Annotated in this window: 24 protein-coding genes; 8 read left to right on the forward strand and 16 right to left on the reverse strand. The window is 53.1% G+C overall.

Features of this window, described 5'->3' with window-relative positions; genetic code table 11:
* Nucleotides 1-11: 11 nt before the first annotated feature.
* Nucleotides 12-1268, reverse strand: coding sequence for a glutamyl-tRNA reductase (hemA, locus tag HMPREF0201_RS11220; RefSeq protein WP_016536773.1), 1257 nt, complete (start codon nucleotides 1266-1268; stop codon nucleotides 12-14).
* 202 nt (nucleotides 1269-1470) lie between these two features.
* Here hemA and lolB point away from each other — a divergent pair, with 202 nt between their 5' ends.
* The 4 genes from lolB (at nucleotide 1471) to dauA (ending at nucleotide 5833) form a co-directional block, all read left to right on the forward strand.
* On the forward strand, nucleotides 1471-2094 hold the full coding sequence (gene lolB / locus HMPREF0201_RS11225; RefSeq protein WP_016536774.1) for a lipoprotein insertase outer membrane protein LolB: 624 nt from the start codon (nucleotides 1471-1473) through the stop codon (nucleotides 2092-2094).
* Nucleotides 2094-2963: a 4-(cytidine 5'-diphospho)-2-C-methyl-D-erythritol kinase gene (gene ispE / locus HMPREF0201_RS11230; RefSeq protein WP_016536775.1), complete on the forward strand. Its 870-nt coding sequence runs from the start codon at nucleotides 2094-2096 to the stop codon at nucleotides 2961-2963. Before lolB ends, ispE begins: the two co-directional genes overlap by 1 nt.
* A 124-nt stretch (nucleotides 2964-3087) precedes the next feature.
* Complete coding sequence (gene prs, locus HMPREF0201_RS11235) at nucleotides 3088-4035, forward strand: ribose-phosphate diphosphokinase (protein WP_008454180.1); 948 nt, start codon at nucleotides 3088-3090, stop codon at nucleotides 4033-4035.
* Nucleotides 4036-4150: 115 nt separating this feature from the next.
* Nucleotides 4151-5833, forward strand: coding sequence for a C4-dicarboxylic acid transporter DauA (gene dauA / locus HMPREF0201_RS11240; RefSeq protein ID WP_115586364.1), 1683 nt, complete (start codon nucleotides 4151-4153; stop codon nucleotides 5831-5833).
* A 12-nt stretch (nucleotides 5834-5845) separates the two neighbouring features.
* On the opposite strand, the gene HMPREF0201_RS11245 is transcribed toward dauA, so the two are convergent.
* On the reverse strand, nucleotides 5846-6055 hold the full coding sequence (locus HMPREF0201_RS11245; RefSeq protein ID WP_016536778.1) for a 2-hydroxymuconate tautomerase family protein: 210 nt from the start codon (nucleotides 6053-6055) through the stop codon (nucleotides 5846-5848).
* Nucleotides 6056-6084: 29 nt separating this feature from the next.
* Nucleotides 6085-6825, reverse strand: coding sequence for an SDR family NAD(P)-dependent oxidoreductase (locus tag HMPREF0201_RS11250; protein WP_016536779.1), 741 nt, complete (start codon nucleotides 6823-6825; stop codon nucleotides 6085-6087).
* Between the two features lie 118 nt (nucleotides 6826-6943).
* Here HMPREF0201_RS11250 and HMPREF0201_RS11255 point away from each other — a divergent pair, with 118 nt between their 5' ends.
* Nucleotides 6944-7855 (forward strand): LysR family transcriptional regulator, encoded by a 912-nt coding sequence (locus HMPREF0201_RS11255; RefSeq protein WP_016536780.1) that lies wholly within the window; start codon nucleotides 6944-6946, stop codon nucleotides 7853-7855.
* Here the strand turns inward: HMPREF0201_RS11255 and HMPREF0201_RS11260 are convergent.
* Nucleotides 7770-8864, reverse strand: coding sequence for a MerR family transcriptional regulator (locus HMPREF0201_RS11260; protein WP_016536781.1), 1095 nt, complete (start codon nucleotides 8862-8864; stop codon nucleotides 7770-7772). The genes HMPREF0201_RS11255 and HMPREF0201_RS11260 overlap by 86 nt on opposite strands.
* Nucleotides 8865-8988: 124 nt before the next feature.
* A complete protein-coding gene (gene ychH / locus HMPREF0201_RS11265; RefSeq protein ID WP_016536782.1) occupies nucleotides 8989-9267 on the reverse strand; it encodes a stress-induced protein YchH in 279 nt (92 codons plus the stop codon).
* A 273-nt stretch (nucleotides 9268-9540) separates the two neighbouring features.
* Here ychH and pth point away from each other — a divergent pair, with 273 nt between their 5' ends.
* Entirely contained in the window at nucleotides 9541-10125 is a 585-nt protein-coding gene (gene pth / locus HMPREF0201_RS11270) for an aminoacyl-tRNA hydrolase (RefSeq protein WP_016536783.1), read from the forward strand.
* A gap of 138 nt (nucleotides 10126-10263) precedes the next feature.
* The gene (gene ychF / locus HMPREF0201_RS11275; protein ID WP_016536784.1) at nucleotides 10264-11358 is read left to right on the forward strand and encodes a redox-regulated ATPase YchF; all 1095 of its coding nucleotides are present in this window, start codon (nucleotides 10264-10266) and stop codon (nucleotides 11356-11358) included.
* A gap of 247 nt (nucleotides 11359-11605) precedes the next feature.
* Here the strand turns inward: ychF and HMPREF0201_RS11280 are convergent, their stop codons facing one another.
* From HMPREF0201_RS11280 to HMPREF0201_RS11295, 4 genes are all read right to left on the reverse strand, one after another.
* The gene (locus tag HMPREF0201_RS11280; RefSeq protein ID WP_016536785.1) at nucleotides 11606-11992 is read right to left on the reverse strand and encodes a DUF6979 family protein; all 387 of its coding nucleotides are present in this window, start codon (nucleotides 11990-11992) and stop codon (nucleotides 11606-11608) included.
* 67 nt (nucleotides 11993-12059) lie between these two features.
* Nucleotides 12060-12905, reverse strand: a complete 846-nt coding sequence (locus HMPREF0201_RS11285) for an HNH endonuclease (RefSeq protein ID WP_016536786.1) — start codon at nucleotides 12903-12905, stop codon at nucleotides 12060-12062.
* Nucleotides 12902-13582 carry an OmpA/MotB family protein gene (locus HMPREF0201_RS11290; protein ID WP_016536787.1) on the reverse strand — a complete coding sequence of 227 codons (681 nt, stop codon included), beginning with the start codon at nucleotides 13580-13582 and terminating at the stop codon, nucleotides 12902-12904. The genes HMPREF0201_RS11285 and HMPREF0201_RS11290 overlap by 4 nt, the downstream gene beginning before the upstream one ends.
* Nucleotides 13583-13589: 7 nt before the next feature.
* On the reverse strand, nucleotides 13590-14897 hold the full coding sequence (locus HMPREF0201_RS11295; protein ID WP_016536788.1) for a BAR domain-containing protein: 1308 nt from the start codon (nucleotides 14895-14897) through the stop codon (nucleotides 13590-13592).
* Between the two features lie 363 nt (nucleotides 14898-15260).
* Between HMPREF0201_RS11295 and HMPREF0201_RS11300 the strand changes: the two genes are divergently transcribed.
* Nucleotides 15261-16151 carry a LysR family transcriptional regulator gene (locus HMPREF0201_RS11300; protein ID WP_016536789.1) on the forward strand — a complete coding sequence of 297 codons (891 nt, stop codon included), beginning with the start codon at nucleotides 15261-15263 and terminating at the stop codon, nucleotides 16149-16151.
* On the opposite strand, the gene HMPREF0201_RS11305 is transcribed toward HMPREF0201_RS11300, so the two are convergent.
* From HMPREF0201_RS11305 to HMPREF0201_RS11335, 7 genes are all read right to left on the reverse strand, one after another.
* Nucleotides 16117-17010: a DUF6282 family protein gene (locus HMPREF0201_RS11305; RefSeq protein ID WP_055696363.1), complete on the reverse strand. Its 894-nt coding sequence runs from the start codon at nucleotides 17008-17010 to the stop codon at nucleotides 16117-16119. The two genes, HMPREF0201_RS11300 and HMPREF0201_RS11305, sit on opposite strands and share 35 nt — an antisense overlap.
* The gene (locus HMPREF0201_RS11310; protein WP_039898299.1) at nucleotides 17007-17681 is read right to left on the reverse strand and encodes an RraA family protein; all 675 of its coding nucleotides are present in this window, start codon (nucleotides 17679-17681) and stop codon (nucleotides 17007-17009) included. Before HMPREF0201_RS11310 ends, HMPREF0201_RS11305 begins: the two co-directional genes overlap by 4 nt.
* Nucleotides 17682-17685: 4 nt before the next feature.
* Nucleotides 17686-19845: an isocitrate/isopropylmalate family dehydrogenase gene (locus HMPREF0201_RS11315; RefSeq protein WP_016536792.1), complete on the reverse strand. Its 2160-nt coding sequence runs from the start codon at nucleotides 19843-19845 to the stop codon at nucleotides 17686-17688.
* Nucleotides 19842-20558 carry an alpha/beta fold hydrolase gene (locus HMPREF0201_RS11320; protein WP_016536793.1) on the reverse strand — a complete coding sequence of 239 codons (717 nt, stop codon included), beginning with the start codon at nucleotides 20556-20558 and terminating at the stop codon, nucleotides 19842-19844. Before HMPREF0201_RS11320 ends, HMPREF0201_RS11315 begins: the two co-directional genes overlap by 4 nt.
* Nucleotides 20555-21496 carry a beta/alpha barrel domain-containing protein gene (locus HMPREF0201_RS11325; protein WP_016536794.1) on the reverse strand — a complete coding sequence of 314 codons (942 nt, stop codon included), beginning with the start codon at nucleotides 21494-21496 and terminating at the stop codon, nucleotides 20555-20557. The genes HMPREF0201_RS11320 and HMPREF0201_RS11325 overlap by 4 nt, the downstream gene beginning before the upstream one ends.
* On the reverse strand, nucleotides 21493-22707 hold the full coding sequence (locus tag HMPREF0201_RS11330) for a multidrug effflux MFS transporter (RefSeq protein WP_016536795.1): 1215 nt from the start codon (nucleotides 22705-22707) through the stop codon (nucleotides 21493-21495). Before HMPREF0201_RS11330 ends, HMPREF0201_RS11325 begins: the two co-directional genes overlap by 4 nt.
* Nucleotides 22708-22893: 186 nt before the next feature.
* Nucleotides 22894-24330, reverse strand: a complete 1437-nt coding sequence (locus HMPREF0201_RS11335) for a purine-cytosine permease family protein (RefSeq protein ID WP_016536796.1) — start codon at nucleotides 24328-24330, stop codon at nucleotides 22894-22896.
* Between the last annotated feature and the right edge of the window lie 124 nt (nucleotides 24331-24454).

Raw genomic sequence — 24454 nt, forward strand, 5'->3', positions numbered from 1 at the left:
AGTTGTGTGTGCTAATCCAGCCCGAGGCTGTTACGCAGGATTTGCAGGCGTTCGTCGTCCCCGTCACGGGCGGCCTGCGTGAGCGATTTGGTTGGGGCATGGATCAGGCGATTGGTCAGTTTCCAGGCCAGATCCTGCAAGACGGATTCCGCGTCGCCACCCTGCTGAAGGGCGGCCAGCGCTTTGGCAGCGAGGTCGTCTCTCACCTGCTCTGCCTGACTACGGTATTCACGAATGGTTTCGGAGGCGTTTTGCGCGCGCAGCCACGCCATAAATTCGCTGCACTCCTGGGCCACGATGGTTTCAGCTTCAACCGCCGCCGCTTTACGCTGGGCGAGGTTGTTCTGAATAATGGCCTGCAGGTCGTCCACGCTGTAGAGATAGGCGTTGGCAAGCTTGCCGACTTCCGGCTCCACGTCGCGCGGTACGGCGATATCCACCAGCAGCATCGGCTGGTTACGGCGGGCTTTCAGGGCGCGTTCCATCATCCCTTTGCCGATAATCGGCAGCGGGCTGGCGGTGGAGCTGATAATGATGTCGGCGTCCGCCAGGCGTTCGTCTATCTCACTCAGGCTAATCACTTCCGCGCCGACTTCGTCCGCCAGCACCTGAGCGCGTTCGCGGGTACGGTTGGCGATAATCATCTTCTCAACTTTGTGCTCGCGCAGGTGGCGGGCAACCAGTTCGATAGTCTCCCCGGCGCCGACCAGCAGCACGGTGACCGAAGAGAGGGATTCAAAAATTTGCCGCGCCAGAGTACAGGCGGCGAAGGCGACCGACACCGCGCTGGCACCGATATCTGTTTCGGTGCGAACGCGCTTGGCGACAGAGAAGGACTTCTGGAACATGCGTTCCAGCTCGCTGGAAAGCGAATGGCCTTTTTGCGAGTCGGCAAAGGCTTTTTTGACCTGGCCGAGAATCTGCGGTTCACCGAGCACCAGCGAGTCCAGACCGCTCGCCACGCGCATTAAATGGCTGACGGCGTCGTTATCGTGGTGCCAGTAGAGGCTCTTGCGCACTTCCTCTTCATTGAGGTTATGGTAGTCGCACAGCCAGCGCACCAGCTGTTCGTGAAGATTTTCCTGTTGCTCAACGCTCAGGTATAACTCGGTTCTGTTGCAGGTAGAAAGTACCACTCCGCCCTGCACCATCGGCTGTTCCAGCAAGCTTCCCAGCGCCTGGTCGAGCGTGTCCGGCGAAAACGTAACACGTTCTCGCAGCGATATTGGGGCCGTTTTGTGGTTAATTCCTAGCGCTAACAGGGTCATGGAGCGGTCTGAGTAATACCGATGTTGATAAGGATTTCTGGTCGCATCATACAGGATGAGCACGGTCAATAAAAGAGAGCTTCCCCTTGCGGAGTATGCGGATGATTTATGATTTAAGACAACTTGACCGTAGACGCCTTCCCGCCTGGCCGCTAGCATGAACGGTTGACCACCAAAATGACTTTAAGGATTTGCTGCCGCTATGTTTATGCCCAAAGCCCGTCTGATGCGCCTTCTGCCCCTTGCCAGCCTGGTTCTGGCCGCCTGTTCAGTTCACCAGCCGAGCGGGCCGGGGAAAAGCCCTGACTCGCCGCAGTGGTTAGAACATCAGCAACAAGTGCAAAAAATCACCCAGTATCAAACGCGCGGCGCTTTTGCTTATCTTTCCGATAGCCAAAAGGTATATGCCCGCTTTAACTGGCAGCAAACCGCCCCGGACCGCTACCGCCTGCTGCTTACCAACCCGCTTGGCAGCACCGAACTTGAGCTTAATGCCCAGCCGAACCAGGTTCAGCTGACCGACCGCGACGGCAAGCGCTACATCGCGACGGATGCCGAAGAGATGATTGGCAAGCTGACCGGGATGCCTATCCCGCTTAACAGCCTGCGCCAGTGGATGCTGGGCCTGCCGGGCGAGTCCACCGACTACAAACTTGACGACCAGTATCGCCTGCGTGAAGTCAATTACATCCAGGGCGGTAAAACCTGGAAAGTGGTGTACAGCGACTACGACAGTAAAATCCAGCCTTCCCTGCCGTCCAATATGGAGCTGCGTGAGGGCGACCAGCGCATCAAGCTGAAAATGGATAGCTGGACGGTGAAATAATGATTTCCCGTTGGCCTGCTCCCGCAAAACTGAACCTTTTTCTCTATATCACCGGCCGCCGCGCGGACGGTTACCATAATTTGCAGACGCTGTTTCAGTTTCTTGACTACGGCGACACGCTGACAATTGAACCGCGCCAGGACGGCGTTATCCGTCTGGTGACGCCCATCGCTGGCGTACCGGACGAAGAAAACCTTATCGTGCGTGCCGCCCGCCTGCTGCACGCCTTTGCCGCTGAGAAAGGCACTTTGCCCGCGGGCGCAGGGGCCGATCTAGGCGTGGAGAAGAAACTGCCGATGGGCGGTGGACTGGGCGGAGGCTCATCCAACGCCGCGACGGTACTGGTTGCCCTGAATCAGCTCTGGAATACCCGCTGTAGCGAAGACGAGCTGGCCGGACTGGGCATTCGCCTGGGCGCGGACGTGCCGGTCTTTGTTCGCGGTTACGCGGCCTTTGCCGAAGGGGTTGGCGAAATTTTGACGCCGGTCGAGCCGGAGGAAAAATGGTATCTGGTTGCCCACCCCGGCGTGAGTATTCCGACACCGATTATTTTTGGCGATCCGGAACTGCCGCGCGAAACCCCGATAAGGTCAATTGACACGTTGCTAAAATGTGAATTTGGCAACGATTGTGAGGTTATCGCAAGAAAACGTTTTCGCGAGGTTGATGCGGCGCTTTCCTGGCTGTTAGAATACGCGCCGTCGCGCCTGACCGGCACCGGCGCTTGTGTGTTTGCAGAATTCGACACCGAGCAGGCCGCCCGGCAGGTGCTTGAGCAAGCCCCGGAATGGCTGCATGGGTTTGTTGCGCGAGGCGTTAATAGATCTCCGCTGCATCAGGCCATATCCGGGCAAGCTGGGCATTGGTGACAACGTCACCTCGTTTCAGACGTTGCATCGTGCTCTTTAATACACCGCCTGGATGGGGGCTACCCCGCCCGCACATTTGCGGTAGCAACCATCCGCCACTGGACGCATGCCTGAGGTTCTTCTCGTGCCTGATATGAAGCTTTTTGCTGGTAACGCCACCCCGGAACTAGCACAACGTATTGCCAACCGCCTGTACACCTCCCTTGGTGACGCCGCCGTCGGTCGCTTTAGCGACGGTGAAGTAAGCGTACAAATCAACGAAAATGTACGCGGTGGTGATATTTTCATCATCCAGTCCACCTGTGCACCAACGAACGACAACCTGATGGAACTGGTTGTCATGGTCGATGCCCTGCGCCGCGCTTCTGCAGGCCGTATCACCGCTGTTATCCCTTACTTTGGCTACGCCCGTCAGGACCGCCGCGTGCGCTCCGCTCGTGTGCCAATCACCGCGAAAGTCGTCGCTGACTTCCTCTCAAGCGTAGGGGTTGACCGTGTTCTCACCGTGGACCTGCACGCTGAACAAATCCAGGGCTTCTTTGATGTGCCGGTAGACAACGTCTTCGGTAGCCCAATTCTGCTGGAAGATATGCTGCAAATCGGCCTGGAAAACCCAATCGTGGTTTCCCCGGACATCGGCGGCGTGGTACGTGCCCGTGCTATCGCTAAGCTGCTGAACGACACCGATATGGCTATCATCGACAAGCGTCGCCCACGCGCTAACGTTTCCCAGGTTATGCATATCATCGGTGACGTGTCCGGCCGTGATTGCGTTCTGGTTGACGACATGATCGATACCGGCGGTACGCTGTGCAAAGCGGCGGAAGCGCTGAAAGAACGTGGCGCGAAACGTGTATTCGCTTACGCAACTCACCCGATCTTCTCCGGCAATGCGGTTCACAACCTGCGTAACTCGGTTATCGACGAAGTTATCGTATGCGATACCATCCCGCTGTCTGACGAAATCAAAGCGCTGCCAAACGTCCGCACCCTGACTCTGTCCGGTATGCTGGCCGAAGCTATTCGCCGCATCAGCAACGAAGAATCTATCTCTGCGATGTTCGAACATTAATCGACATTGCTTTTAAAACCCGCTGCGGCGGGTTTTTTCGTTTTTGTACTACTCTTTTTAAATGCCTCCTTCACCTGCCTGAATGACAGATGATGCGCTCACGGATGGAATCATAGTGAAAACCGTATCTTCTTCTCACGTAATGCCTTTTCGCGCCCTTATTGACGCCTGCTGGCGCGAGAAATACACCCTTTCCCGCTTTACCCGTGATGCTATCGCCGGCATAACCGTAGGCATAATCGCTATTCCCCTGGCGATGGCGCTGGCTATCGGCAGCGGCGTAGCGCCGCAATACGGCCTTTACACCGCGGCAGTTGCCGGGATTGTTATCGCCCTGAGCGGCGGTTCGCGCTTTAGCGTCTCCGGGCCTACCGCAGCCTTTGTGGTTATCCTCTATCCGGTAGCGCAGCAATTTGGCCTGGCCGGGCTGCTGGTTGCCACGCTGATGTCCGGCCTGTTCCTGATCCTGTTCGGCCTGGCGCGGTTTGGCCGCCTGATTGAGTACATTCCGCTTTCGGTCACCCTCGGCTTCACCTCCGGGATTGGTATCACCATCGCGACTATGCAGGTGAAAGACTTCTTCGGCCTGACGCTCGAACATGTGCCCGAGCATTATCTGAATAAAGTCGCCGCCCTTGCGATGGCGATGCCGACCGTGAACGTCGGCGATGCGGCTATCGGAATTGTTACCCTGGCGGTGCTTATCTTCTGGCCGCGCCTTGGCATTCGCCTGCCGGGCCACCTGCCTGCGCTGCTCGCGGGCTGCGCCGTAATGGCTATTGTTACCGCGCTCGGCGGCGAAGTGGCAACTATCGGATCGCGCTTCCACTATATTCTGGCCGACGGTAGCCAGGGCAACGGCATTCCGCAGCTGCTGCCGCAGCTAATGCTGCCGTGGGACATGCCAAATTCAAACTTTACCCTGAGCTGGGATTCACTCTGTGCCCTGCTACCTGCCGCGTTCTCTATGGCGATGCTGGGCGCGATTGAGTCGCTGCTTTGCGCCGTGGTGCTGGATGGAATGACCGGCACCAAACACAATGCCAACGGCGAGCTTATCGGCCAGGGGCTGGGCAATATTATTGCGCCATTCTTCGGCGGAATTACCGCCACCGCGGCCATTGCCCGTTCGGCGGCAAACGTGCGCGCCGGGGCCACTTCTCCCGTGGCGGCAATTATTCACTCTCTGCTGGTTATTCTGGCATTACTGGTGCTGGCACCGCTGCTCTCCTGGCTGCCGCTTTCTGCCATGGCGGCCCTGCTGTTGATGGTGGCGTGGAACATGAGCGAGGCGCATAAGGTCGTCAGCCTGCTGCGTAAAGCGCCGAAAGACGACATTATCGTGATGCTCATCTGCATGTCGCTGACCGTATTGTTCGATATGGTTATCGCGATAAGCGTTGGGATTGTGCTGGCTTCACTGCTGTTTATGCGCCGAGTGGCGCGAATGACCCGCCTGGCTCCGCTGAGCAACGTTTCGTTACCGGAAGGTGTGCTGGCGCTGCGCGTGACGGGTCCGCTGTTTTTTGCCGCCGCCGAAGGATTGTTCACCGAGCTTTCGCGGCAGGTTGACGGGCATAACCTGATTATTTTGCAGTGGGATGCGGTGCCGGTGCTGGACGCGGGCGGGCTCGATGCCTTCCAGCGCTTTGTTGAAAAACTGCCGGAAGGCTGCGAATTGAGAGTAACCAACCTGGAGTTCCAGCCGCTGCGCACGCTGGCCCGGGCTGGCGTACAGCCGATCCCTGGCCGTCTTGCCTTCTTCCCTGACGTTCAGGCGGCTCTGGCCGCTGAATAGCGGCTAGCCCGGCTACCCTCTGGCTTCCCGCCGCCGTCTGCTGGTGACGCTTTCGCGGTTAACGCCCCAGTTATCGGTTTCGACCTCGTCGATGATGACAAAGGTGGTGGCGGGATCTTTATTCAGCACCCTCATTAGCAGGTCGGTGGTGCCTTCAATCAGCGCCTGCTTTTGCTCCGCGCTGACCCCTTCTTTCGTCACCCGAATATTCACATACGGCATAAATTTACCCTTTCGTTAACGGCCGAACATCACCAGGTTCCGGCGGTGCTGCCGCCGTCCACCGCCATCACCGTCCCGCTGACGAACGTGGAATCAGTCAGGTAGAGCACCGCATCAACCACATCCTGCGTTTTACCGGTACGCCCGCTCGGTGAAAGCGTGCTAAGAAAGCCGATAGATCCCGAGTAATCTGAATGCAGAGGCGTTTCGATAATCCCAGGCGCAACGGCGTTCACTCTTACATTGTCAGCCGCCAGTTCCAGCGCCAGGCCGCGAGTGGCTTCGTTTAACCCGCCTTTAATCATCACCGGCAGCAGCGCGGGGACTTTAACATTCGGCTGGAGCGCAATGCTGGCCGTAATGTTAACGATATGCCCCGCTTTGTTTTTGCTCATATGGCTGGCGGCCTGCTGCGACGGGAACAGGAAGCCTTTCAGATTGGTATTGATCAGCGCGTCGATATCCTGCTCGCTATATTCGGTCGCCGGTTTGGGAATAAAAATGCCCGCGTTGTTGATCAGAATATCGACCTTGCCAAAAGCGGCAATCGCCTCTTTAAACAGCGTTTCCGCCGTAGCCGGCAGCGAAATATCACCGGCAATCGGCAGGAAGTTTGGCGGATTGCCCAGGCTTGCCGCTGCGGTCTGCAAGCGCTGAAGGGTACGGCCGTTGCCGACCACGTTATAACCGCGAGCCAGATACGCTCCGGCGATGGCGAGGCCGATGCCGCTTGAAGCGCCGGTGACGATAACGGTTGGTGTTGCCTGCATGATAGTGCTCCTGTTTGTGGATGTGGAGCCGACTATACTTGTGACATAATGGACAATAAATCAGCAACCTGTAACATGAATAGATACATCATGTAATAAATACGGAGAGAAAACCGGCATGAAACGCCACTTCGAAGAGATGCAGCTCGGCACCATCGAACTGTTTTGCCAGGCAGCTGAACGCCTGAGCTTCAGCGCGGCGGCGAATTTTATCGGCATCACGCCCGCGGCGGTAAGCCGCTCCATTGCCCGGCTGGAAGAACGGCTGGGCGTGCGCCTGTTTGTGCGAACCACTCGCCAAATCCGCCTGACGGACAGCGGCGAGCGCTATTATCAGCAGTGCCGACAGGCACTTCAGCAGCTGAGAGAGGCCGAGCGGGAAGTCACCGGCGCGCAGATGGAGCCTGCGGGCATGCTTCGCATTAGCGTTCCCACGCCCTATTCTCATTACCGCGTTCTGCCGCTGCTGCCCGAGTTCAGGCGGCTTTATCCCCGCGTATCGGTACAAATTCACATCAGCAACCGTAATATCGACTTCGCCGACGAGAGCTATGACATAGCCATCCGCGGGCGCTCTCCGGCGGACTCGTCGTTGATAGCCCGCAAGCTCGAAGACGCGGAGCTGGTGCTGGTCGCCTCGCCCGATTATTTGCGGCGTGCGGGAACGCCAAAAACGCTGGATGAGTTAAGCCAGCACGAATGCATTCAATTTGATTTGCCCAGCACCGGGCGCAAAGTCCCCTGGACGTTCAGCCTCGACGGCCAGAGCACCGACGTTTTTACCAGCGGAGGGTTTACCTGCTGTGAAGACTTTTTAGGAATAGTCACCCTGGCCCGCAGTGGCGCAGGCCTTGTTCAGACCTATCGATTTATTGTTGAACAAGACCTGGCCGACGGAAGCCTGGTGGAGCTGCTACCCGAATACGGCGGCAGCTCGCGGCCTTTTATTTTGCTTTACCCTCACGCCCGCCACCTGTCGCTGCGGGTTCGCTGCCTTGTTGACTTCTTAGCCCAGCGGCTTGGAACATAATTCCCACCGCCTGCTGTAGCCAGGCCAGCAACTCGGGCGTCATCCACGTTCCACGGGCCAGCTCAGGCTCCTGAGCCATAGCCGCGCGGAACTTCATCTGGGTTTGCGGACTTGTACCTGCAAAAGACTGGAAGAGTTCCAGCCAGCGGCGGGCCAGCCGCTGGGCCTCGTCCGACGAAGGGGCCCCCCCCTGCTCTTTGGCCTGGCATACGGCAGCCACCAGCGGCGGCCACTCCTGCATCCGGTCAAAGTAGTGGCGGCTGGTGAACGCAAACTCTTCATCGTCCAGATAGCGACGATAAATATCCAGTTTGCTTTGCCCGAAAGCGCGGGTGACATAGCCGGTCATTTCGGCAGTGATGCCCGTTTGTTTGCTCATTTCCGGCTCAACCTGATGCATTGCATTCAGGCGCACCAGAAAATCTGGCTCGCCCGCGGTATCGCGTACCAGCATCTCCATCCAGCGGGCAGCCAGCTGCTGCGCCCGTTTATCCTCCGGGGGCACGTTTTGCTGGCGCAGGGCGGCCACTTCAGCAACAACCTGCTTCCACTCTTCATCGCGGCCGCTGTCGGGCTGCGCAAAGGGCAGACGCCCTAACTCTTCTTTTGAAAAATAGCGATCGTACATCGTCATTAACTCCAGGGTAGTTAGCCATTCCCCGAGGTCAGGATCCGCGCCGCGGCTTAACGTCTCACGCAGCGAAACAAGGCGCTGGCGCAAAGTGGTGATTTCCGCCAGCTGGCCGTCCAGCATCGAGATTTGTGAATCAATGATCTGGTTAAGCGACACGGCCTGACTCTCGAGACAGTCGCGCACCTCGCTCAGGCTCATTCCCATGCGATTTAACGCCTGAATGTGATGAAGCCTGGTAATATCCTGCCGGTTATACAGCCGGTATCCGGCAGGGGTGCGGGCAGAAGGGAGCAGCAGGCCCATCGCTTCGTAGTGGTGCAAGGTGCGTACCGTAATACCGGCGCGCTTTGCCAGTTCGCCTACTTTAAACAACATTTACCTGCTCCTTGTGCTTCTGCTGCCGGGAAGTGTGCAGCCTGACGTTACGTTAGGGTCAACATGCTAAGCATAAAAAAAACGGCTCCTTTTCAGGAACCGTTTTTTTTTAATCCGATAATTATTAACCGTGGCGGTGGTGTTCATCCCTGCGGCAGCGTTTATCGTAGTGGCGAACCCACCAGTAGCGGTCGCACACCTGCTCGCGGCCGCCTATACGGGCCCCGGCGAGCCACAGTACAGCCCCAACGAAGATGCTAAGCACGGCACCGTGGGCGAAAAACTGCGGTAAATTCAGCTGCGGAAGCTGATTCAGAATCGAATAGCCTACGCCAACTACCATCACAACCAGCCCCAATCCCATGAGGACATTACCGAGTAACGAAGCGTTTTTGCGTTTCATATGTCACCTCCGCAAGATTACGGGTCGGTGGGGAACATCCCCTTCCTTGTGGCTAAAGTATAGACAATGCCCCTGCAAACCATATGCGCGGGCGATCACAATTACGAACGAAAGCTCTACAAAAGTTTACAAATAAGCCGCTGAGTTACATGAAATTCTAATGGTTCACCCCCTCAACTATTCAATATTTCAGCGCGGCGGCCATTGCGCTTTGTCAACGCGGCGGCAGCACAGTAAACTACGCGGCTGTGAACGGTTTTCAGGAAGCTAAACGTGAGCATTAAATTGATTGTCGGCCTGGCGAACCCGGGCGCTGAGTACGCGGCTACCCGCCATAACGCCGGAGCCTGGTACGTGGATTTGCTGGCCGAGCGCCATAATCAGTCGCTGAAAGAAGAAGCGAAGTTCTTTGGCTATACCGCCCGCATTAATCTCGGCGGAGAAGACGTGCGCCTGTTGGTCCCGACCACGTTTATGAACCTCAGCGGTAAGTCAGTTGCCGCGATGGCCACTTTCTTCCGCATTGCGCCAGACGAAATCCTGGTCGCGCATGACGAACTGGATCTGCCGCCAGGCGTGGCTAAGTTCAAACTTGGCGGCGGCCACGGCGGCCATAACGGCCTGAAAGACATCATCAGCAAGCTGGGCAATAACCCCAACTTTCATCGCTTACGCATCGGGATCGGCCATCCGGGCGATAAAAACAAAGTTGTTGGCTTTGTACTTGGCAAACCGCCGGTTAGCGAGCAGAAGCTGATTGACGACGCGGTTGACGAAGCGGCGCGCTGCACCGAAGTCTGGCTGAAAGAAGGCCTGACTAAAGCGACCAATCGTCTGCACGCCTTTAAAGCACAATAATCCCGTCAGCGGGCGCCGGGCAGCGATTTCCGCCCCCGCTGACGGTGGTTTAAGTGTATAATGGGCAAAGTTATCTACATTTTTTCAATGAGCACAAACAAACTCATTGATTATCAAGCAATTAAGGTGATTTAAACCATGGGATTCAAATGCGGTATCGTCGGCTTGCCGAACGTTGGTAAATCCACTCTGTTCAACGCGCTCACCAAAGCAGGTATTGAAGCGGCTAACTTCCCGTTCTGTACTATCGAGCCGAACACCGGCGTTGTGCCGATGCCGGACCCGCGCCTGGACAAGCTGGCCGAGATCGTTAAACCGCAGCGTATTCTGCCGACTACCATGGAGTTCGTGGACATCGCAGGCCTGGTAAAAGGCGCTTCCAAAGGTGAAGGCCTGGGCAACCAGTTCCTGACCAACATTCGTGAAACCGAAGCTATCGGCCACGTTGTTCGCTGTTTCGAAAACGACAACATCATCCACGTAAACAACAAAGTGGACCCGGCTGACGATATCGACGTTATCAACACCGAGCTGGCGCTGTCTGATCTCGACACCTGCGAACGCGCGATTCACCGCGTACAGAAGAAAGCTAAAGGCGGCGATAAAGACGCGAAAGCCGAACTGGCCGCGCTGGAAAAATGCCTGCCGCAGCTGGAAAACGCCGGTATGCTTCGCGCCCTGAAAAATCTGACCGAAGAAGACAAAGCGGCGATCAAATACCTGAGCTTCCTGACCCTGAAGCCAACCATGTACATCGCCAACGTTAACGAAGACGGTTTCGAAAACAACCCGTACCTCGATAAAGTTCGCGAAATCGCCGCCGGGGAAGGCTCCGTTGTGGTTGCCGTTTGCGCTGCCGTAGAGTCCGACATCGCCGAGCTGGACGATGCCGACCGCGATGAGTTTATGGCCGAGCTGGGTCTGGAAGAGCCGGGCCTGAACCGCGTAATTCGTGCGGGCTACGAGCTGCTGAACCTGCAAACCTACTTCACCGCTGGCGTGAAAGAAGTGCGCGCGTGGACCATCCCTGTTGGCGCAACCGCTCCGCAGGCCGCCGGTAAAATCCACACCGACTTCGAAAAAGGCTTTATCCGCGCACAAACCATCGCCTATGAAGACTTTATTACTTATAAAGGCGAGCAAGGCGCGAAAGAAGCCGGAAAAATGCGCGCCGAAGGTAAGGATTACATCGTTAAAGATGGCGACGTGATGAACTTCCTGTTCAACGTCTAATCCCCCTTCCCCGCTTCAACAAAAATCCACGTAAATACGTGGATTTTTTTGTTTCATAACGTCTCATGTAATCTCGCTTTATCGCAGCTGAATTTGAGTACAGAGAATGCGGTGGTCAACGACCCGGAACTTACACGTAGCTATCCCCACAGAGCACATCATCAATATGTCAGAAACATTCCAAAGTGGATGTTTTTTCTGACAGAAAACTTACAGATTTCATCCCCATTTGTCATAACCGAGTCGCTCAAAGGTCAGTTTTTGGCACATCTTGCAGCAGGCCATTATTGTGGAGCGCAATGACGATATTGACCTGATCATGCGCCTGAATTTCGGTTTCAGTTATCTTCCGCCATATAACTTTTTTGTCTGAAGCTTGTCCTGATAAGATCATATTAGCCGCAGCAATAGCGTAAGCTTTATTTTTATTGTTTTTTCGTAAACCATAACGCCCAGGCTTAATACCCTTAACCATTCCTTCCTCGCAAAGCCCAATAAAAGCGCAGCGTGGACATACCTCGTCGTACGCCTGTAACTCTTTAATCACTTCGCGCCATTCTGCTTTAATATCAGGTGTTAGACTGCCCTGGCAGCGCATCACCGTTTTTATCGCAGCATCAGTATATTTTGTCATATATTTCCTTTGCTTTAGAAAATGGCCACCTGCGCCAGGAGGTGACTACGCTTTGTCTCAAACGTTCTCAATGCGGATAACGCGTCATAAATACCTTGTAATCAGGATGAGCCTTAATATGCCCATGTTGAGGCTGTTTTGCATGACAGGCAATACAAAGCACTTCAAGATTCGAGTCTCTGTTATCATGCTTCAAACCATTGCGATGGTGCACATGGAGATATCGAGAATCCGCTTGATTGAAAGATTCCCTACACGATTCACATTGATACCCACGTTTATGTCTGAGCGCCTTCGACAATTCAGCCCAGTTTTGTGAATAATCATTAAGGGGTGCAGACGTTGAAGTATATAAAGGTTTTTTCCCGATCAAGTCGCGAGGGTATACCTCAAAAAACTCAGGCAGTGAAAAGCCCTCAACTCGATTCTGCCGTTCCAACCGTGATATACCGGACATACTGAAACCCTTCCAGCGAATCTTATCGAGACAGTGCTGACACACATTTAATCTTACGGTTTGAGACACCACTTCACGGTCAATCATGTTGACTTTAAACTCACCTGAAGTCGTTTGTGCAACAACGTATCGGTCAAAGCGCGAGTTTTTCTGCATTTTTTCAAGAGTCTGGCAATAGGCCAGATGAAATTTTGGCATCCTGGCTTCACCCGAAATAGAAGAGATATCCCGGATATGGAGCAACCCCCGATAACCCCTGTAGAGCAATGTTCCATCTTCATGGACACTAATCTCATCAAGATCAATTTCGACTCCACCGGTATTCAACTGCTCCATGATGGATATTTCAGAATATACGGGAACCAACACAAAGTTATCCGTAAGCGGGGCTCCCATTTTATGCCGTAAAATGTCCAGTGATGGCCAGGTGAGAAAATCTGGTAACTTAAAGCTCATTTTTTAGATAACTTCCCCGCAATAAGATCCATCTTCTCGCTGGCATTCGTGACGATGCGAAACTCCACGCGCTGGTTTGCCGCCTGCGATGATTCATTTAAAAGTGGATGAGAGGATGACAATCCATTCGCTGTCACATGCTGAACAAGCCATTTTTCATCGCCCAGCACCTTTGGCAATGACATTAGATATTCCAGCGTGCTGCGGGTCCTTGCCTGGGAAAGCTCCATATTTCTGAAATAAGCTTGTTTTTCATTTTCAGCCCCACTCCAGAAGGCGCTGGTATGCCCTTCTATGCGTATTTCCTTAACGGCACCCCTGTATTTTTCTGAGGTCAGCAGAGCGATATAACGGGGGAAAAACTCACCAAGCACTACCTTGAACCGAGGACGTAATTCTGACGAACCGGTGGCAAAAAGAACGGATGGGTCGTTAAAACGGATAGTCATATCGCCCAATATTTCTGCATTCCATTGCTTCAGATCTTTCGCGAACTCTTTTTGCAGAGCCAACTGCAAATCACGTTTCGTAATTTCATACTCTTTTACAACCAGCGTCGTTGTCTGCTCTACACGAAGCATAAATGCAGCAGTCAGTAGCATGAATACCATCATTAACCCCGTCATAAGGTCTGCAAGAGGTATCCAGTAAGATTGGTTGCTCTGTTCTAAATTCATATTATTCTCACGTCGCAGAAGCGATCCGCACAACTTCTCTCAGGCGTTCGGTCAAAGGGGTGTAATCAGCGACGAATTTCTCGGAAAGTGATGCAAGCTGTCGGCCAAGGGTTTCGAGACTCTTTGTAAGTTCCTCCTGCAACCCCGTATCCAGAGCGACGACACTCTGGTGGATTTTGTCCACTGACTGGGTGAGCCCGGCATTAACTTCCGACTGCGACTTAGTGAGCGTCTCCGTCAAAAACTGTTTTATTTCCCCGGAGAAAGTTTGTGCCTGAGTACTAAAATCTTTCACAATATCACCGACCTCACCCTGTAGTTTTGCTACCCCCAGGGCCATTGATACTGTCATTTCATCAATTTTGTGTGAGAACTGTGGCGTGACATCTTTCATTTGCGACAACACTTCACACATAGAGCGCTGAGACAGATCGATATCCTCATGCTGCCGGGCCAGGCCCTCAAGCGTGTTTTCCAGCGCGTCCGCGGTCCGGGCAAAACTGGATGCCTGGCCGATAAACGAAGCAAGTCCCAGTGAAGCCTCTTTGAGATCGTCAGCTGAGGACTTTTGCAAACTCTGCAAAGTGTCCAACTCTTCTTTATATTGTTTCTGCCAGATGACCAGTTTTTCCACACTTGCGTTCAGGTGTTTGAAGTTCTCTCCAAACTGCTCATTTATTTGCGCATTAAAATCGCTGAGCACCTCTTTCAAGGCATCAATAAGTGCCTTAGAGCCGTCCTCAGCCATTTTCTGAGAAAAAGTATCAAAGGCACTGCGCAATGCACGTAATTCATCTGCCTGTTCCTGGCGCATGAGTTTGAGCTGTGTCAGAAGACTACTGTCCTCGTTACCGGCAAGGCTTTGCTGGAGCGCATAAGTGGCAGCAACAACATCATCCAGACTTGCCGCCTTGGGCGTACCAGAAGCCTGAGGAATGGGCTTTTTCTGGAAATAGTGTCTTGCACGAATAACAAGTGAACCACCAACACCACTTAACGAAGCAAGAAAAGCCGTCTTCACGCCTTCAAGCAGATGAGGCACGCTTTCTGCCACGTTAGCCGAGTCAAAATGCAGTAACGAAGTTGCAATGCCTGCAAAACAACCGAGAATACCGACAGTAGTGAGTATCTCTGGGCCGTGAACAATGGCAAACCTGTCGAAACGCATAAATGTGAAAAATACCGTCAGGGCCAGGTTAATTAATACAAATCCGTTAGTGATAGGATCTGAGGTAATAGAGTTAAACGTTACCGTCGCTGCGGCATACGACACGCAGGGAATGAATAACAGCGGAAGCAGAAGTCTTTTTTTCATCGTTATCAAAGAAAGTGGGTTCTAAGTTTATTAACTTGCATGTGAATGCCTGACATTGCATACAGGCTGAAAATAGCGGCTCATGTTACTCCTTTTTCTTGAGTGGTTTAAGTTATTGTGAAGTTTTAATGATGAATAGACTGTATTTATGCCATCGAAGCCTAAAATTTGATTGACAAGTTAATGGGGCAGTCTGCTTACTGCTGGCTAAAATAACCGGCTTCAGAAGAGCCATTTTCAGTGCTAAATAAATCAGATTTCACTTATGACGACTGCCCGATGAATATAATCAGCATGTCATAAGAGTAAATGCGATACATTAACGCCACTAAAGTTATGGATTAACTGGAGGGTTGGGCCGTGATGGAAAACATGAAAGCGTTCAGAATGGTGGTGGAGTGTAAGGGGTTCAGGGCTGCGGCTCTGGCCATGAAAATCTCCCCTGCTATGGTCAGCCGCCGTATTGAGAAGCTGGAGCATGAGTTAAAAACGCAGCTTTTTAAGCGTAATTCGCGCAAAGTGCTGCTGACGACTGCCGGAGAACAGTTATATCAGCGCTGCGTATCCATTATTGATGACTACGAATCCTGCCTGCGGGACGTGAAAAGCTTTAATGCGGAAGTCAGCGGCTGCCTGAAGGTGGGTATTCCCCACTCCATCAATCACCTGCACGTTATCCCTAACCTCCGCCAGTTTTTCGAACTGTACCCCAGACTCCGGCTGGAGACGGTAACCGGCAATCACTGCATGGAACTGTTCAGCCACGGTTTCGACCTGGCCTTACAATGTGGCCCTCTGCCGGACAGCAATCTTTACTATTCTCTACTCGGCTACTGGCGAAAGCACGCCTGCGTCACGCCCGATTATGTACGGCGCTGCGGCCTGCCCGGCCACCCTGATGAGCTGCTAAGCCACACCTGCCTGTTCCACTTCGATAATCACCGCCGCTCGTGGAAGTTTATGATTGACGGAGAGTTAACGGAGGTTCGCCCCGCCAGCACCTCGAGAGTGAGCAACAGCCTGGATCTCTACCAAATGGTGAAAAATGGCCTCGGCATTTCGTACCTGCCCGACTTTACCGTGAGGGACGGAATTAATTCAGGCGAGATAATTTCCATACTTGGCGAGTTTATGCCGCCCCCGCTCCCGATGTATGTGGTGCACGTCAATCCCAAACCTTCGCCAAAAGAGCAGGCATTTATCGATTTCATCCGCACGCTTAATCTGGCGACGGTTGCGGGTCCAGCATCCTGAGAGGATTAAGCCGCCTGACCGCGTCAACTTTATCCACTCCCAGCCCGGCCCGACGAAACCAGGTTTCGCTGTCGGCCAGCCAGTGGCTGATACCCGGCTGGTGCGGCTGGCCGAGATCGGAGCTGTAAACCACATTATTCACACCCGACAGCACGTCATACATATCTTCTTCGGTTTGATATTTAAGGTAAACCGTGAGCGCGCATTGCTCGATATAAAGCCAGCTGTAACGCCCAAGCGCCTTAAGCTCGGGGGCGGAAAATCCGGTCATAGGATTAGCCGGCTGATTCAGCATTAACCGGCAGCCGCCCGCTTTTTCCACGGCCTCAATAAGCCGCAAAGTCTGCCCTTTGCCCGCATGCCCCGAAGAAAGCACGATATTGTGATGCCGGGCGAACGCTATAATCGCTTCCACCTCGGGGCGGATCCGTCCATCGTCGTCAGTAATAGATAACGGCTGTTGCGCATTTTCACGAGCATATTTATTAGCAAACGTCCGGGTTAACGCGCTCCGGTGCTCGCTGCTAACAATGGTCGGCAGGTGAACCAGCAGCCGGGGCGCCGCGTCGAACTGATACTGGCTTAGCGCCTGTTTTATCGCCTCAAGGCTGAACCCGCCTGCCAGAGCATTGAGAACGATTGAGCCAAAGACCGGCAATCCCTGCTGTTGCAGCCCGGCGGCCAGAGCCGATACGCTGCCCAGATGGCTTTTCAGCACCACGCCGCCCTTTAGTTCGGCATAGCGCTGCCCGGCCTCAAGCGCGGTGTAGCGCCGCAGGTAGCTGTCCGGGCTGGCATGGTAATGTACGTCCAGAAAGCGCAGCCGTTGTGACCAGCGGGCAAAAAAAGGGTGGGTCATCCTTTTAGCCCCCATGGTGCCGCGTATCCCAGCGTGCGGCGGGCATCTTCAAGCCTTGTGCCTTCGTTAATACTGCCGAGGATTTGATGCTCGGTTTTTTCAACATTTTCGGCAAGTAAGACGACTTCCATCAGCCTGTCGCGCGGTATCGCTACTACCCCGTTATCGTCGCCCATAATCCAGTCGCCCGGCTCTATTTTCACGCCGCTAATCTCCAGGCCGCACTGTACTGCCCTGACGCGCGCCCGATTTTTCCCGGAAACCATAAAAATATTGGCCGCAAACAGCGGATAATTCATATTGCGGATATCGGCGATGTCCCTTGCCGAACCGTGAATTACCGTGCCTGCTATTTTTTTCTGCAACGCTTTGGTCGTCAGGATGTTGCCCCAGCTGGTGCAATCCTCCCGCCCCTGATTATCAACGACGATAATCGCCCCCTCCGGCACCTCGTCAATGTAGGTTCCGGCGTTCATAAAGGTGTTTTTTTCCGGCTCATAAGCTTCATACTGAACAGTGAAAGCCGGCCCCGCAATTTTACGCCCCGCAACCTGCGGTTTAATGCCCGGAATTCCCCCGGCGATATAAATGCTGTCCAGCGCATCCGATACCGCCGCCGTATCCAGCGCCAACAGGCGCCGGCGAATATTAGTCAGAGTTTTGTTCATCATGCGCTTATCCATTATCTGCGGCCAAAGCATTCAGAACGCACCATGCGGCATATTCCGGGATACTTTGCGGCAGTAAGGTTTTGTTATACGGGAAGGTAGCCGTTTGTATCATTCCGCTTTCAAGGCGCACCGACATCTTCATTTTCCCCAACAGGTTATCGCCGGTGACAACGCTTGCCAGCGTCGGGTTAACGTTGATTTCGGCAGCAAGCAGCGGCTTGCCTCCGGCCGTATCTCTCTCATTCAGGAGCAAAACTGAAAGGGCGGCGTCCGGCGTAGTCCAGCGGATATCGCAAATATCATTCAGCAGGTTAACGGCTGTTTTATTATTTTTACTGACCAGTTGCGCATCGAAGATTTCATCCAGCGTATTGAGCATCGCCTGCGGCATGGGCTGAGACGGCGGCGTTTCTATTTGCACCAGCACATACGGGCTTTTCCACAAAAAATGGATATCCCATTCGGTAAACGGCAGCAACTCCCTGACCTTCGACCCCACTTCGCCCTCTGAGATACCAATCAACATCCAGTCGTACTTGTTCTTGCCCGCCTCACGCTTCTCCGTGAGCGATAAAAAACCGTCCATCATCGGGAGCGCCTGAGACGGCGGCCCCGGCAACACAACAACCTGGCTACCTCCACAGGCAATATAGAATCCAGGAGCAGTACCGGAAGGGTTAGCGAGAATGCGGGCGCCCGAAGGGAATAAAGCCTGCTGGCGGTTCGATTTATCATCCTGCACTCCAAGCTGACGCAGCTGTTGCTGGATGGTTACCCAGACATTCTCGTGGTGAATAAGCGGCTGATTAGCGGCGTGCGCTACCGCCTCGCGGGTCTTATCGTCCGAAGTTGGCCCCAGCCCTCCGCACACCACAATTAGCTCATCCTGCCCGCAGCAGGCGTTAATCTCACCGCTGATTTGCCGGATATTGTCCGCGCAGACCGCCTGCAACCTGACCTGATAATTGGCCTTCGCCAGTTGCTGGCTCAGATGCTGCTGATTGCTGTTTTGATACTGCCCCGACAGCAGCTCGTCGCCGATGGTTATCACGCTGGCCGTGCGCATTACCGCAGGTGCAATAATGGCGCGGATTATAGCGTTGGCCATTTGCTGCGTGGTCGCCGCGCCCCCCAGATCATAGGTGGTTATTTTGCCTTCCCGAATAACCCGGTCAACGGCACGATTAATCGCCTCTGCCTGACGGTTAAATCCCAGATACTCCAGCATCAGGGCGATGCTGTAAAACATCGCGGAAGGGTTCGCTTTGCCCTTCCCGGCCATGCCCGGCGCGCTGCCGTGCACAGGTTCAAAATAGGGAATATGGCTCCCGACGTTGGCGCTTGGAGCCAGTCCCAGACCGCCCATAATACCCGCCACCAGGTCGGATAAAATATCGCCAAACATATTCTCGGCAACAATAACGCCGTATTCATCAGGCTTGAGTACCAGCCGCAGCGCTACGGCATCAACGTTCTGGATATCCGCCGCGATATCTGAAAACTGCGCCGCAACCTCGTAGAAGACCTCTGCGGCGAACTGGCCGCTTTCGCGCATAACGTTGGGCTTATCGGCAAAGGTTACGCGGCTAAAATGGTGCTGACGGGCATAATCAAAAGCCGTATAAAACAGGCGCTCAAGCCCAAAACGAGTTTGCAGGCGCACCGTCCACGCTGCCTCTTCCGGGCCATATTGATCGATGTTTGGATGTTTTAGCCAGCCGGAAACCTCCGCGCCAACACCTTTAAAATCCAACCCGGCATAAAGCCCCTCGGTGTTTTCACGAATAACGCAGCAGCGGAAAGGACGCCGGTCGCCTTCAATATATTTAACCGGCCGGATATTGGCGAACAGGCCCAGCCTTTGCCGAAGCTGGATAACGGGCGACAAATAAGCAATATTCTCGCCCTGAAGGTGTGAAGGCAGAGCGCGCTCGGCTTCGGATTTACCTTTGCTGGTAACCGCCCCCAGCAGTATGGCGTCCACCTGCTTTATCTCGTCCCACGTTCGGGCCGGAACAGGGTCTCCTTCAGCTTTCCAGCACTCCCAGCCTATCTCTCCCCACGAGAGCATTATTGGCAAATTTAACGCGCTAATCACCGGCAGCGCCGCCTCGCAAACTTCCTGACCGATACCATCGCCAGGTAGAACCAGTACCTTTTTCATAGTTCTTCAATCCATTCGTTAACCAGCAGATTGATGGCGGAGGCATTATCATTCCATGGCCGCATGCCCGCCCCCGGTATACGCTCATAGCGGTGATTTGGGTTACCGCTGTGGGTCTGGTTACCCCAGGTCGCCAGCTGTGATTTTTCCCCAACAATGCCGAGGTATTTTCCGCTGAACTTTGCCATTGCGGGCCTGGCATCTAACCTGCGCAATAAAGAAAACCCGCGCAGCATTCTTTCTATCGCCACTTTCCGCTGCGACTCGGGGATAGTATTTACAGCGTGCAAAGACGTTTGCCCCTTGGGTACCACAAACTGATTCAGCGCCTCGACGGCCTCATCCAGATACCCTTTGCTCAGCAACGACACCAAATAACCGACGCGTTCATTTAATAGGTAATCAGAGAAGCCCGGCGCGCTGATAGAAATAACGCCGGTCAGGCAATCCATTCTTGGCGATAATATCTGCACCAGTGTCCCTGCCATTGCAAAACCCACCAGCAGGAAAGGTGAACCCGCTCTGGCAATAAGCTCATGATGGACCGATTCAATAGTTTCTTTTGGGTCAGCGGAGTGGATCAGTGATAACGTATCCACAAGCGATACCTTAAAGCCTTTATTCGACAGCAGCGAAAGCAACGGTTTACAAAACATGCCATCGTCCCAAAGCGGCATTACCGGCGCCATAATAACGACGTCCATTTTACTCATGCCACTTTCTCCGCCGTAAGCTTTTTAATTTCTTTAAAAACCGAAGGGACATCCTGCCCAAGGGTAGCTTCTACTATTGCCCTGTAATCAGCGTTGAGGTTTGACAGCCCCATAATCATATCCAGCACGGTGCGCTTAGAAGCATTAAAGAAGTCGCCGGACTGTAATATATTAATTTGGTTTAAAACTACGCCGATGTTGTATTTCTCTTGCTGCTCATAAAAATTAAGCAATGCGAGCCAGCTTTCCAGGGCTAAATTCCCTGCGCCTTTACCCATCCCGGTCAGCGAGCTATCAATGAATGTGGCGCCTGACCTAACCGCCTCGATTGAATTAGCCACGGCCAGGCCAAGATTATCATGGGCATGAAAGCCAACGTCCAGATGAGTCTTGAGCCTTATAAGACACACCATGTGCGACACCTGCTCCGGCAGTAAACTACCGTTTGAATCGGCAAGGTAAAAAATATCCGCCCCGACATCCTGGTAAAGATGCGCAATCTCAATCATCGTATCGGTACTTACCTGGCTTACGCGCACTAAATTAATGCTGACCTTCAGGCCAACTGATTTGGCAAACTTACATAATTCAATAGCACGTTGTGGTTTATCTGCTTTAATACAAAGGCGAAGCATACTTAAGCCACTCGCTTTCATTTCTTTAATATCTTCGGTCGTAATATTATGCGGGTGAGCAATCACCACCATTTTAACATTGGGGGCAGCGGCGTGAATAAAATGTATATAGCTGTCCGGAGACAGGCCGGTCATGCCAATATTTGGGATTGGTTTAAAAGATCCATTGCGATAGCCAACCTCAATCCATTCAACGCCGCTTTCGGTCAGCATCTGAGCATGTTTTGCTGCATAGTCAGAGGGAAAACAAAAACCGTTCTGATAGCCGCCGTCGCGCAAAGTTACATCAATATTATTTATCACTTTATTTCACTCTCTTTATTTTCCATAAAATTAACCAGCCGTGCCTGGCCGAGCAAATAAATCACAAACCCAATTACCGCTACGGCGGCGATAATAAGCGCCGTCACTTCAGGGTTATGCGCTGAGACTTTGCCGATAAGAAAGGCTGACAATGCGGCGCTACCAAGCTGTAGCGCCCCCATCACGCCGGACGCCGTGCCGGACGCCCGTGAGTGGGCAGCAATAGCGGACGCCGTGCCCAACGGCAGTAAGAAACCGTTGCCAAAAGTAAGAACAGAAATAGCAATCACGCTGGAAACCAAAGGCAGCGGACTGATAAACATCTGTAATGCAAATATAATCCCCCCGAAAACAAAAACGATATATCCCTTACGCAGAGTTGCCTCAACGCCTTCCTTGCGGGATATTTTTTTGGCCGTCAGGTTACCCGCCACATAGCTCACCGAAAGCAGCACGTAGGTATAACCCACGTACACGGGTGAGAGTCCCAGTTTACCCAGCATAAACGGTGACTCTACGATGTAGGCAAAGTAAGCCGCATAGGCAAAACAGGGAATGGCCGCGTAATAGAGAAATTTTTTATTCAGTAAAACATTGCAGGTATTAATAAGTGATGCGGACAAACTCAGCCTGTGTCTTTTTTCCGGCGGCAAAGTCTCTTTTAATGACGTAAAACAGAGCCCGAGCGTCAGCAAGATAAATAAGGTTAAGAAAATAAAACATGCATGCCAGCCAAAATACTGCGTCAGTACGCCACCTATCATAGGTGCAATCGCCGGCGACATGCCGACAAAAGGAAAAATCACCAGATACAATTGCGCGGCAGACTTTTTATCCATCATGTCATTTATCAATGCCCGGCTAATAGTTATCCCGGCGCAGGAGCCTATACCCTGAAAGAGGCGTAAAACCAATAGCTGGTTAATACTGGTGGTGTAGATTACGGCTATCGTTGAAATCAGCCAAATAATGCCCCCGACGATGAGTACCTTCTTCCTTCCGAGACTGTCGCTTAATGGGCCATATATCAGTTGAGAAAAAGAGACGGCAAATAAAAATATTGCGATAGCATTCTGTATTTGTGCCTCGGTAACCTTATAGTAATGGCTCATGCTTCCGAGCGCAGGCAAGAAAATATCGGTAGATATTAACCCGCCAACGGACAGGCAAACGATCAACACCACCAGAGGCGTTGTGAGTGTTTTTTCCATCAGTATATCAATACTCTGGTTTAACTGGGTGGACAGACGATAGGTTAAAATTCCAGCTCTATAAATCCTTATCTGCTAAACGCTCTGTTGCCGATCGGTAAACATTAAATGGTCCGAAGGTGTCACAACCTTCAAATGAAAAAAATCCACGCAAAGGCGTGGATTCGGTTTAATTCTATAACCAGATTATTGGTCAGAATGTTCAGGATAGAGGGTTGTTTTTGGCAACACCCGTTTATCCAGTCGATGAAGGCCGTAATACAGAATAGCCGTCCCAAACCAGCCGATAATCCAGGAAACGTCGTTACCGTCGAAAATCCACGTTAACGATCCATGGAATAAAGGGTTTTCAATAAAAGGCAGCTGAATAAGGACGCCGAAAACGTACACGCCGATGCCAAATAGATTCCAGCGCCCGTAGCGTTTATCGGCATCGAAAAGCGCAGGAATATCTACGGCGCGGGCTGAAATCAGGTAGTAATCGGTTAGGCCAATCGCGCTCCAGGGTACAAAGAATGCCAGTAGAAACAGCAGAAAATGCGTAAAGTGTTTGAGGAAAGCCGGTTCGCTAAGCAATGCAATAACGCAGGAGGCCGCCACCATCAGCACCACAAACAGAACACGATTTTTTTGGCTCAGCGTAACCTGCTTGCGGAACCCGGAAACGATTGTCGTCAGCGACATAAAGCTGCCGTAGGCATTGAGCGTGGTAAAGGTAATTTTGCCGAAGCAGATGGCAAAATAGATGACCATCGCCATGGTTTCGGTTTTCCCCAACCCGACAATGTAGCTCACCTCGTGGCCCGAGAAAGCGCTGCCCGCGATGGCGGCGGTAATCACCCCAAGAGACATTGAGGCCTGGGTGCCTAACACCGTCCCGCTAAAGACAGAAAAGAACACCTTCGGGCCTGAAACGCCGCGCGGCAGGTAGCGCGAATAGTCGGAGACGTACGGGCAAAAAGCTATTTGCCAGGACGATGAAAGCGACACCGCCAGTAAAAACATCGGTAGAGAGAAATGGTTGTTTTGCATAATCACGCTGAGGTCGGTATTCAACAACAGCGAGGCAAACAGCCAGGCGAATGCCAGCACGCCGACCATGCTCGCCACCTTGCCCAGCTTGTGAATAACGCGATATCCCAGCACGGCAATAACAACAATAATGGCGCTGAATAAGATCATCCCGCTAACGTCGCTTATCGACAGCAACCGCGCCATAGCCTGCCCCGCCAGCACGGTGCCGCTCGCCGAAAAGCCGATATACATAATGCAAACCAGCACCAACGGAATGACCGCTCCGTATACGCCAAACTGCGCGCGGGTAATTATCATCTGCGGTAATCCCAGCCGCGGCCCCTGTAACGCGTGGAACGACATCACTACCGCGCCAATGATTTGCCCGACCAATAATCCTGTTAATGACCAGACCACGTCTCCGCCCAGCACAACCGCAAGCGCGCCGGTCACAATGGCGGTGATTTGCAGGTTGCCACCGAACCACAGCGTAAACTGGCTGAAGGGGTGCCCGTGACGTTCGCCGTCGGGGATATAATCGATGGAACGGGATTCCGTAAGCCGGGCCGCGCTCTTAGACTGCTCTTCTGTAGATGAAAGGGAAGACATAACTACCTCGCTAAAACCTGATTAAACGGCGCCATATCGGGTAAACATCACATGACCAATCATGTATATACAACCACTCTCGCGAGTAAACACCTGTGAAAAGGTGAAAGTGAGAAGCTGATTG

Origin of the sequence: Cedecea davisae DSM 4568, from assembly GCF_000412335.2 — a bacterium.
Classification (GTDB): Bacteria; Pseudomonadota; Gammaproteobacteria; order Enterobacterales; family Enterobacteriaceae; genus Cedecea; species Cedecea davisae.

Coding starts and splice junctions, on each gene's coding strand:
- ychF (WP_016536784.1), top strand. CDS start 10,264: ATGGGATTCAAATGCGGTATCGTCGGCTTGCCGAACGTTGGTAAATCC.
- HMPREF0201_RS11330 (WP_016536795.1), bottom strand. CDS start 22,707: ATGGAAAAAACACTCACAACGCCTCTGGTGGTGTTGATCGTTTGCCTG.
- HMPREF0201_RS11260 (WP_016536781.1), bottom strand. CDS start 8,864: ATGTTGTTTAAAGTAGGCGAACTGGCAAAGCGCGCCGGTATTACGGTA.
- HMPREF0201_RS11335 (WP_016536796.1), bottom strand. CDS start 24,330: ATGTCTTCCCTTTCATCTACAGAAGAGCAGTCTAAGAGCGCGGCCCGG.
- HMPREF0201_RS11285 (WP_016536786.1), bottom strand. CDS start 12,905: ATGAGCTTTAAGTTACCAGATTTTCTCACCTGGCCATCACTGGACATT.
- lolB (WP_016536774.1), top strand. CDS start 1,471: ATGTTTATGCCCAAAGCCCGTCTGATGCGCCTTCTGCCCCTTGCCAGC.
- HMPREF0201_RS11305 (WP_055696363.1), bottom strand. CDS start 17,010: ATGACCCACCCTTTTTTTGCCCGCTGGTCACAACGGCTGCGCTTTCTG.
- HMPREF0201_RS11320 (WP_016536793.1), bottom strand. CDS start 20,558: ATGAGTAAAATGGACGTCGTTATTATGGCGCCGGTAATGCCGCTTTGG.
- HMPREF0201_RS11250 (WP_016536779.1), bottom strand. CDS start 6,825: ATGCAGGCAACACCAACCGTTATCGTCACCGGCGCTTCAAGCGGCATC.
- HMPREF0201_RS11290 (WP_016536787.1), bottom strand. CDS start 13,582: ATGAATTTAGAACAGAGCAACCAATCTTACTGGATACCTCTTGCAGAC.
- HMPREF0201_RS11295 (WP_016536788.1), bottom strand. CDS start 14,897: ATGAAAAAAAGACTTCTGCTTCCGCTGTTATTCATTCCCTGCGTGTCG.
- HMPREF0201_RS11315 (WP_016536792.1), bottom strand. CDS start 19,845: ATGAAAAAGGTACTGGTTCTACCTGGCGATGGTATCGGTCAGGAAGTT.
- ychH (WP_016536782.1), bottom strand. CDS start 9,267: ATGAAACGCAAAAACGCTTCGTTACTCGGTAATGTCCTCATGGGATTG.
- HMPREF0201_RS11245 (WP_016536778.1), bottom strand. CDS start 6,055: ATGCCGTATGTGAATATTCGGGTGACGAAAGAAGGGGTCAGCGCGGAG.
- HMPREF0201_RS11310 (WP_039898299.1), bottom strand. CDS start 17,681: ATGATGAACAAAACTCTGACTAATATTCGCCGGCGCCTGTTGGCGCTG.
- HMPREF0201_RS11300 (WP_016536789.1), top strand. CDS start 15,261: ATGGAAAACATGAAAGCGTTCAGAATGGTGGTGGAGTGTAAGGGGTTC.
- hemA (WP_016536773.1), bottom strand. CDS start 1,268: ATGACCCTGTTAGCGCTAGGAATTAACCACAAAACGGCCCCAATATCG.
- HMPREF0201_RS11255 (WP_016536780.1), top strand. CDS start 6,944: ATGAAACGCCACTTCGAAGAGATGCAGCTCGGCACCATCGAACTGTTT.
- HMPREF0201_RS11280 (WP_016536785.1), bottom strand. CDS start 11,992: ATGACAAAATATACTGATGCTGCGATAAAAACGGTGATGCGCTGCCAG.
- ispE (WP_016536775.1), top strand. CDS start 2,094: ATGATTTCCCGTTGGCCTGCTCCCGCAAAACTGAACCTTTTTCTCTAT.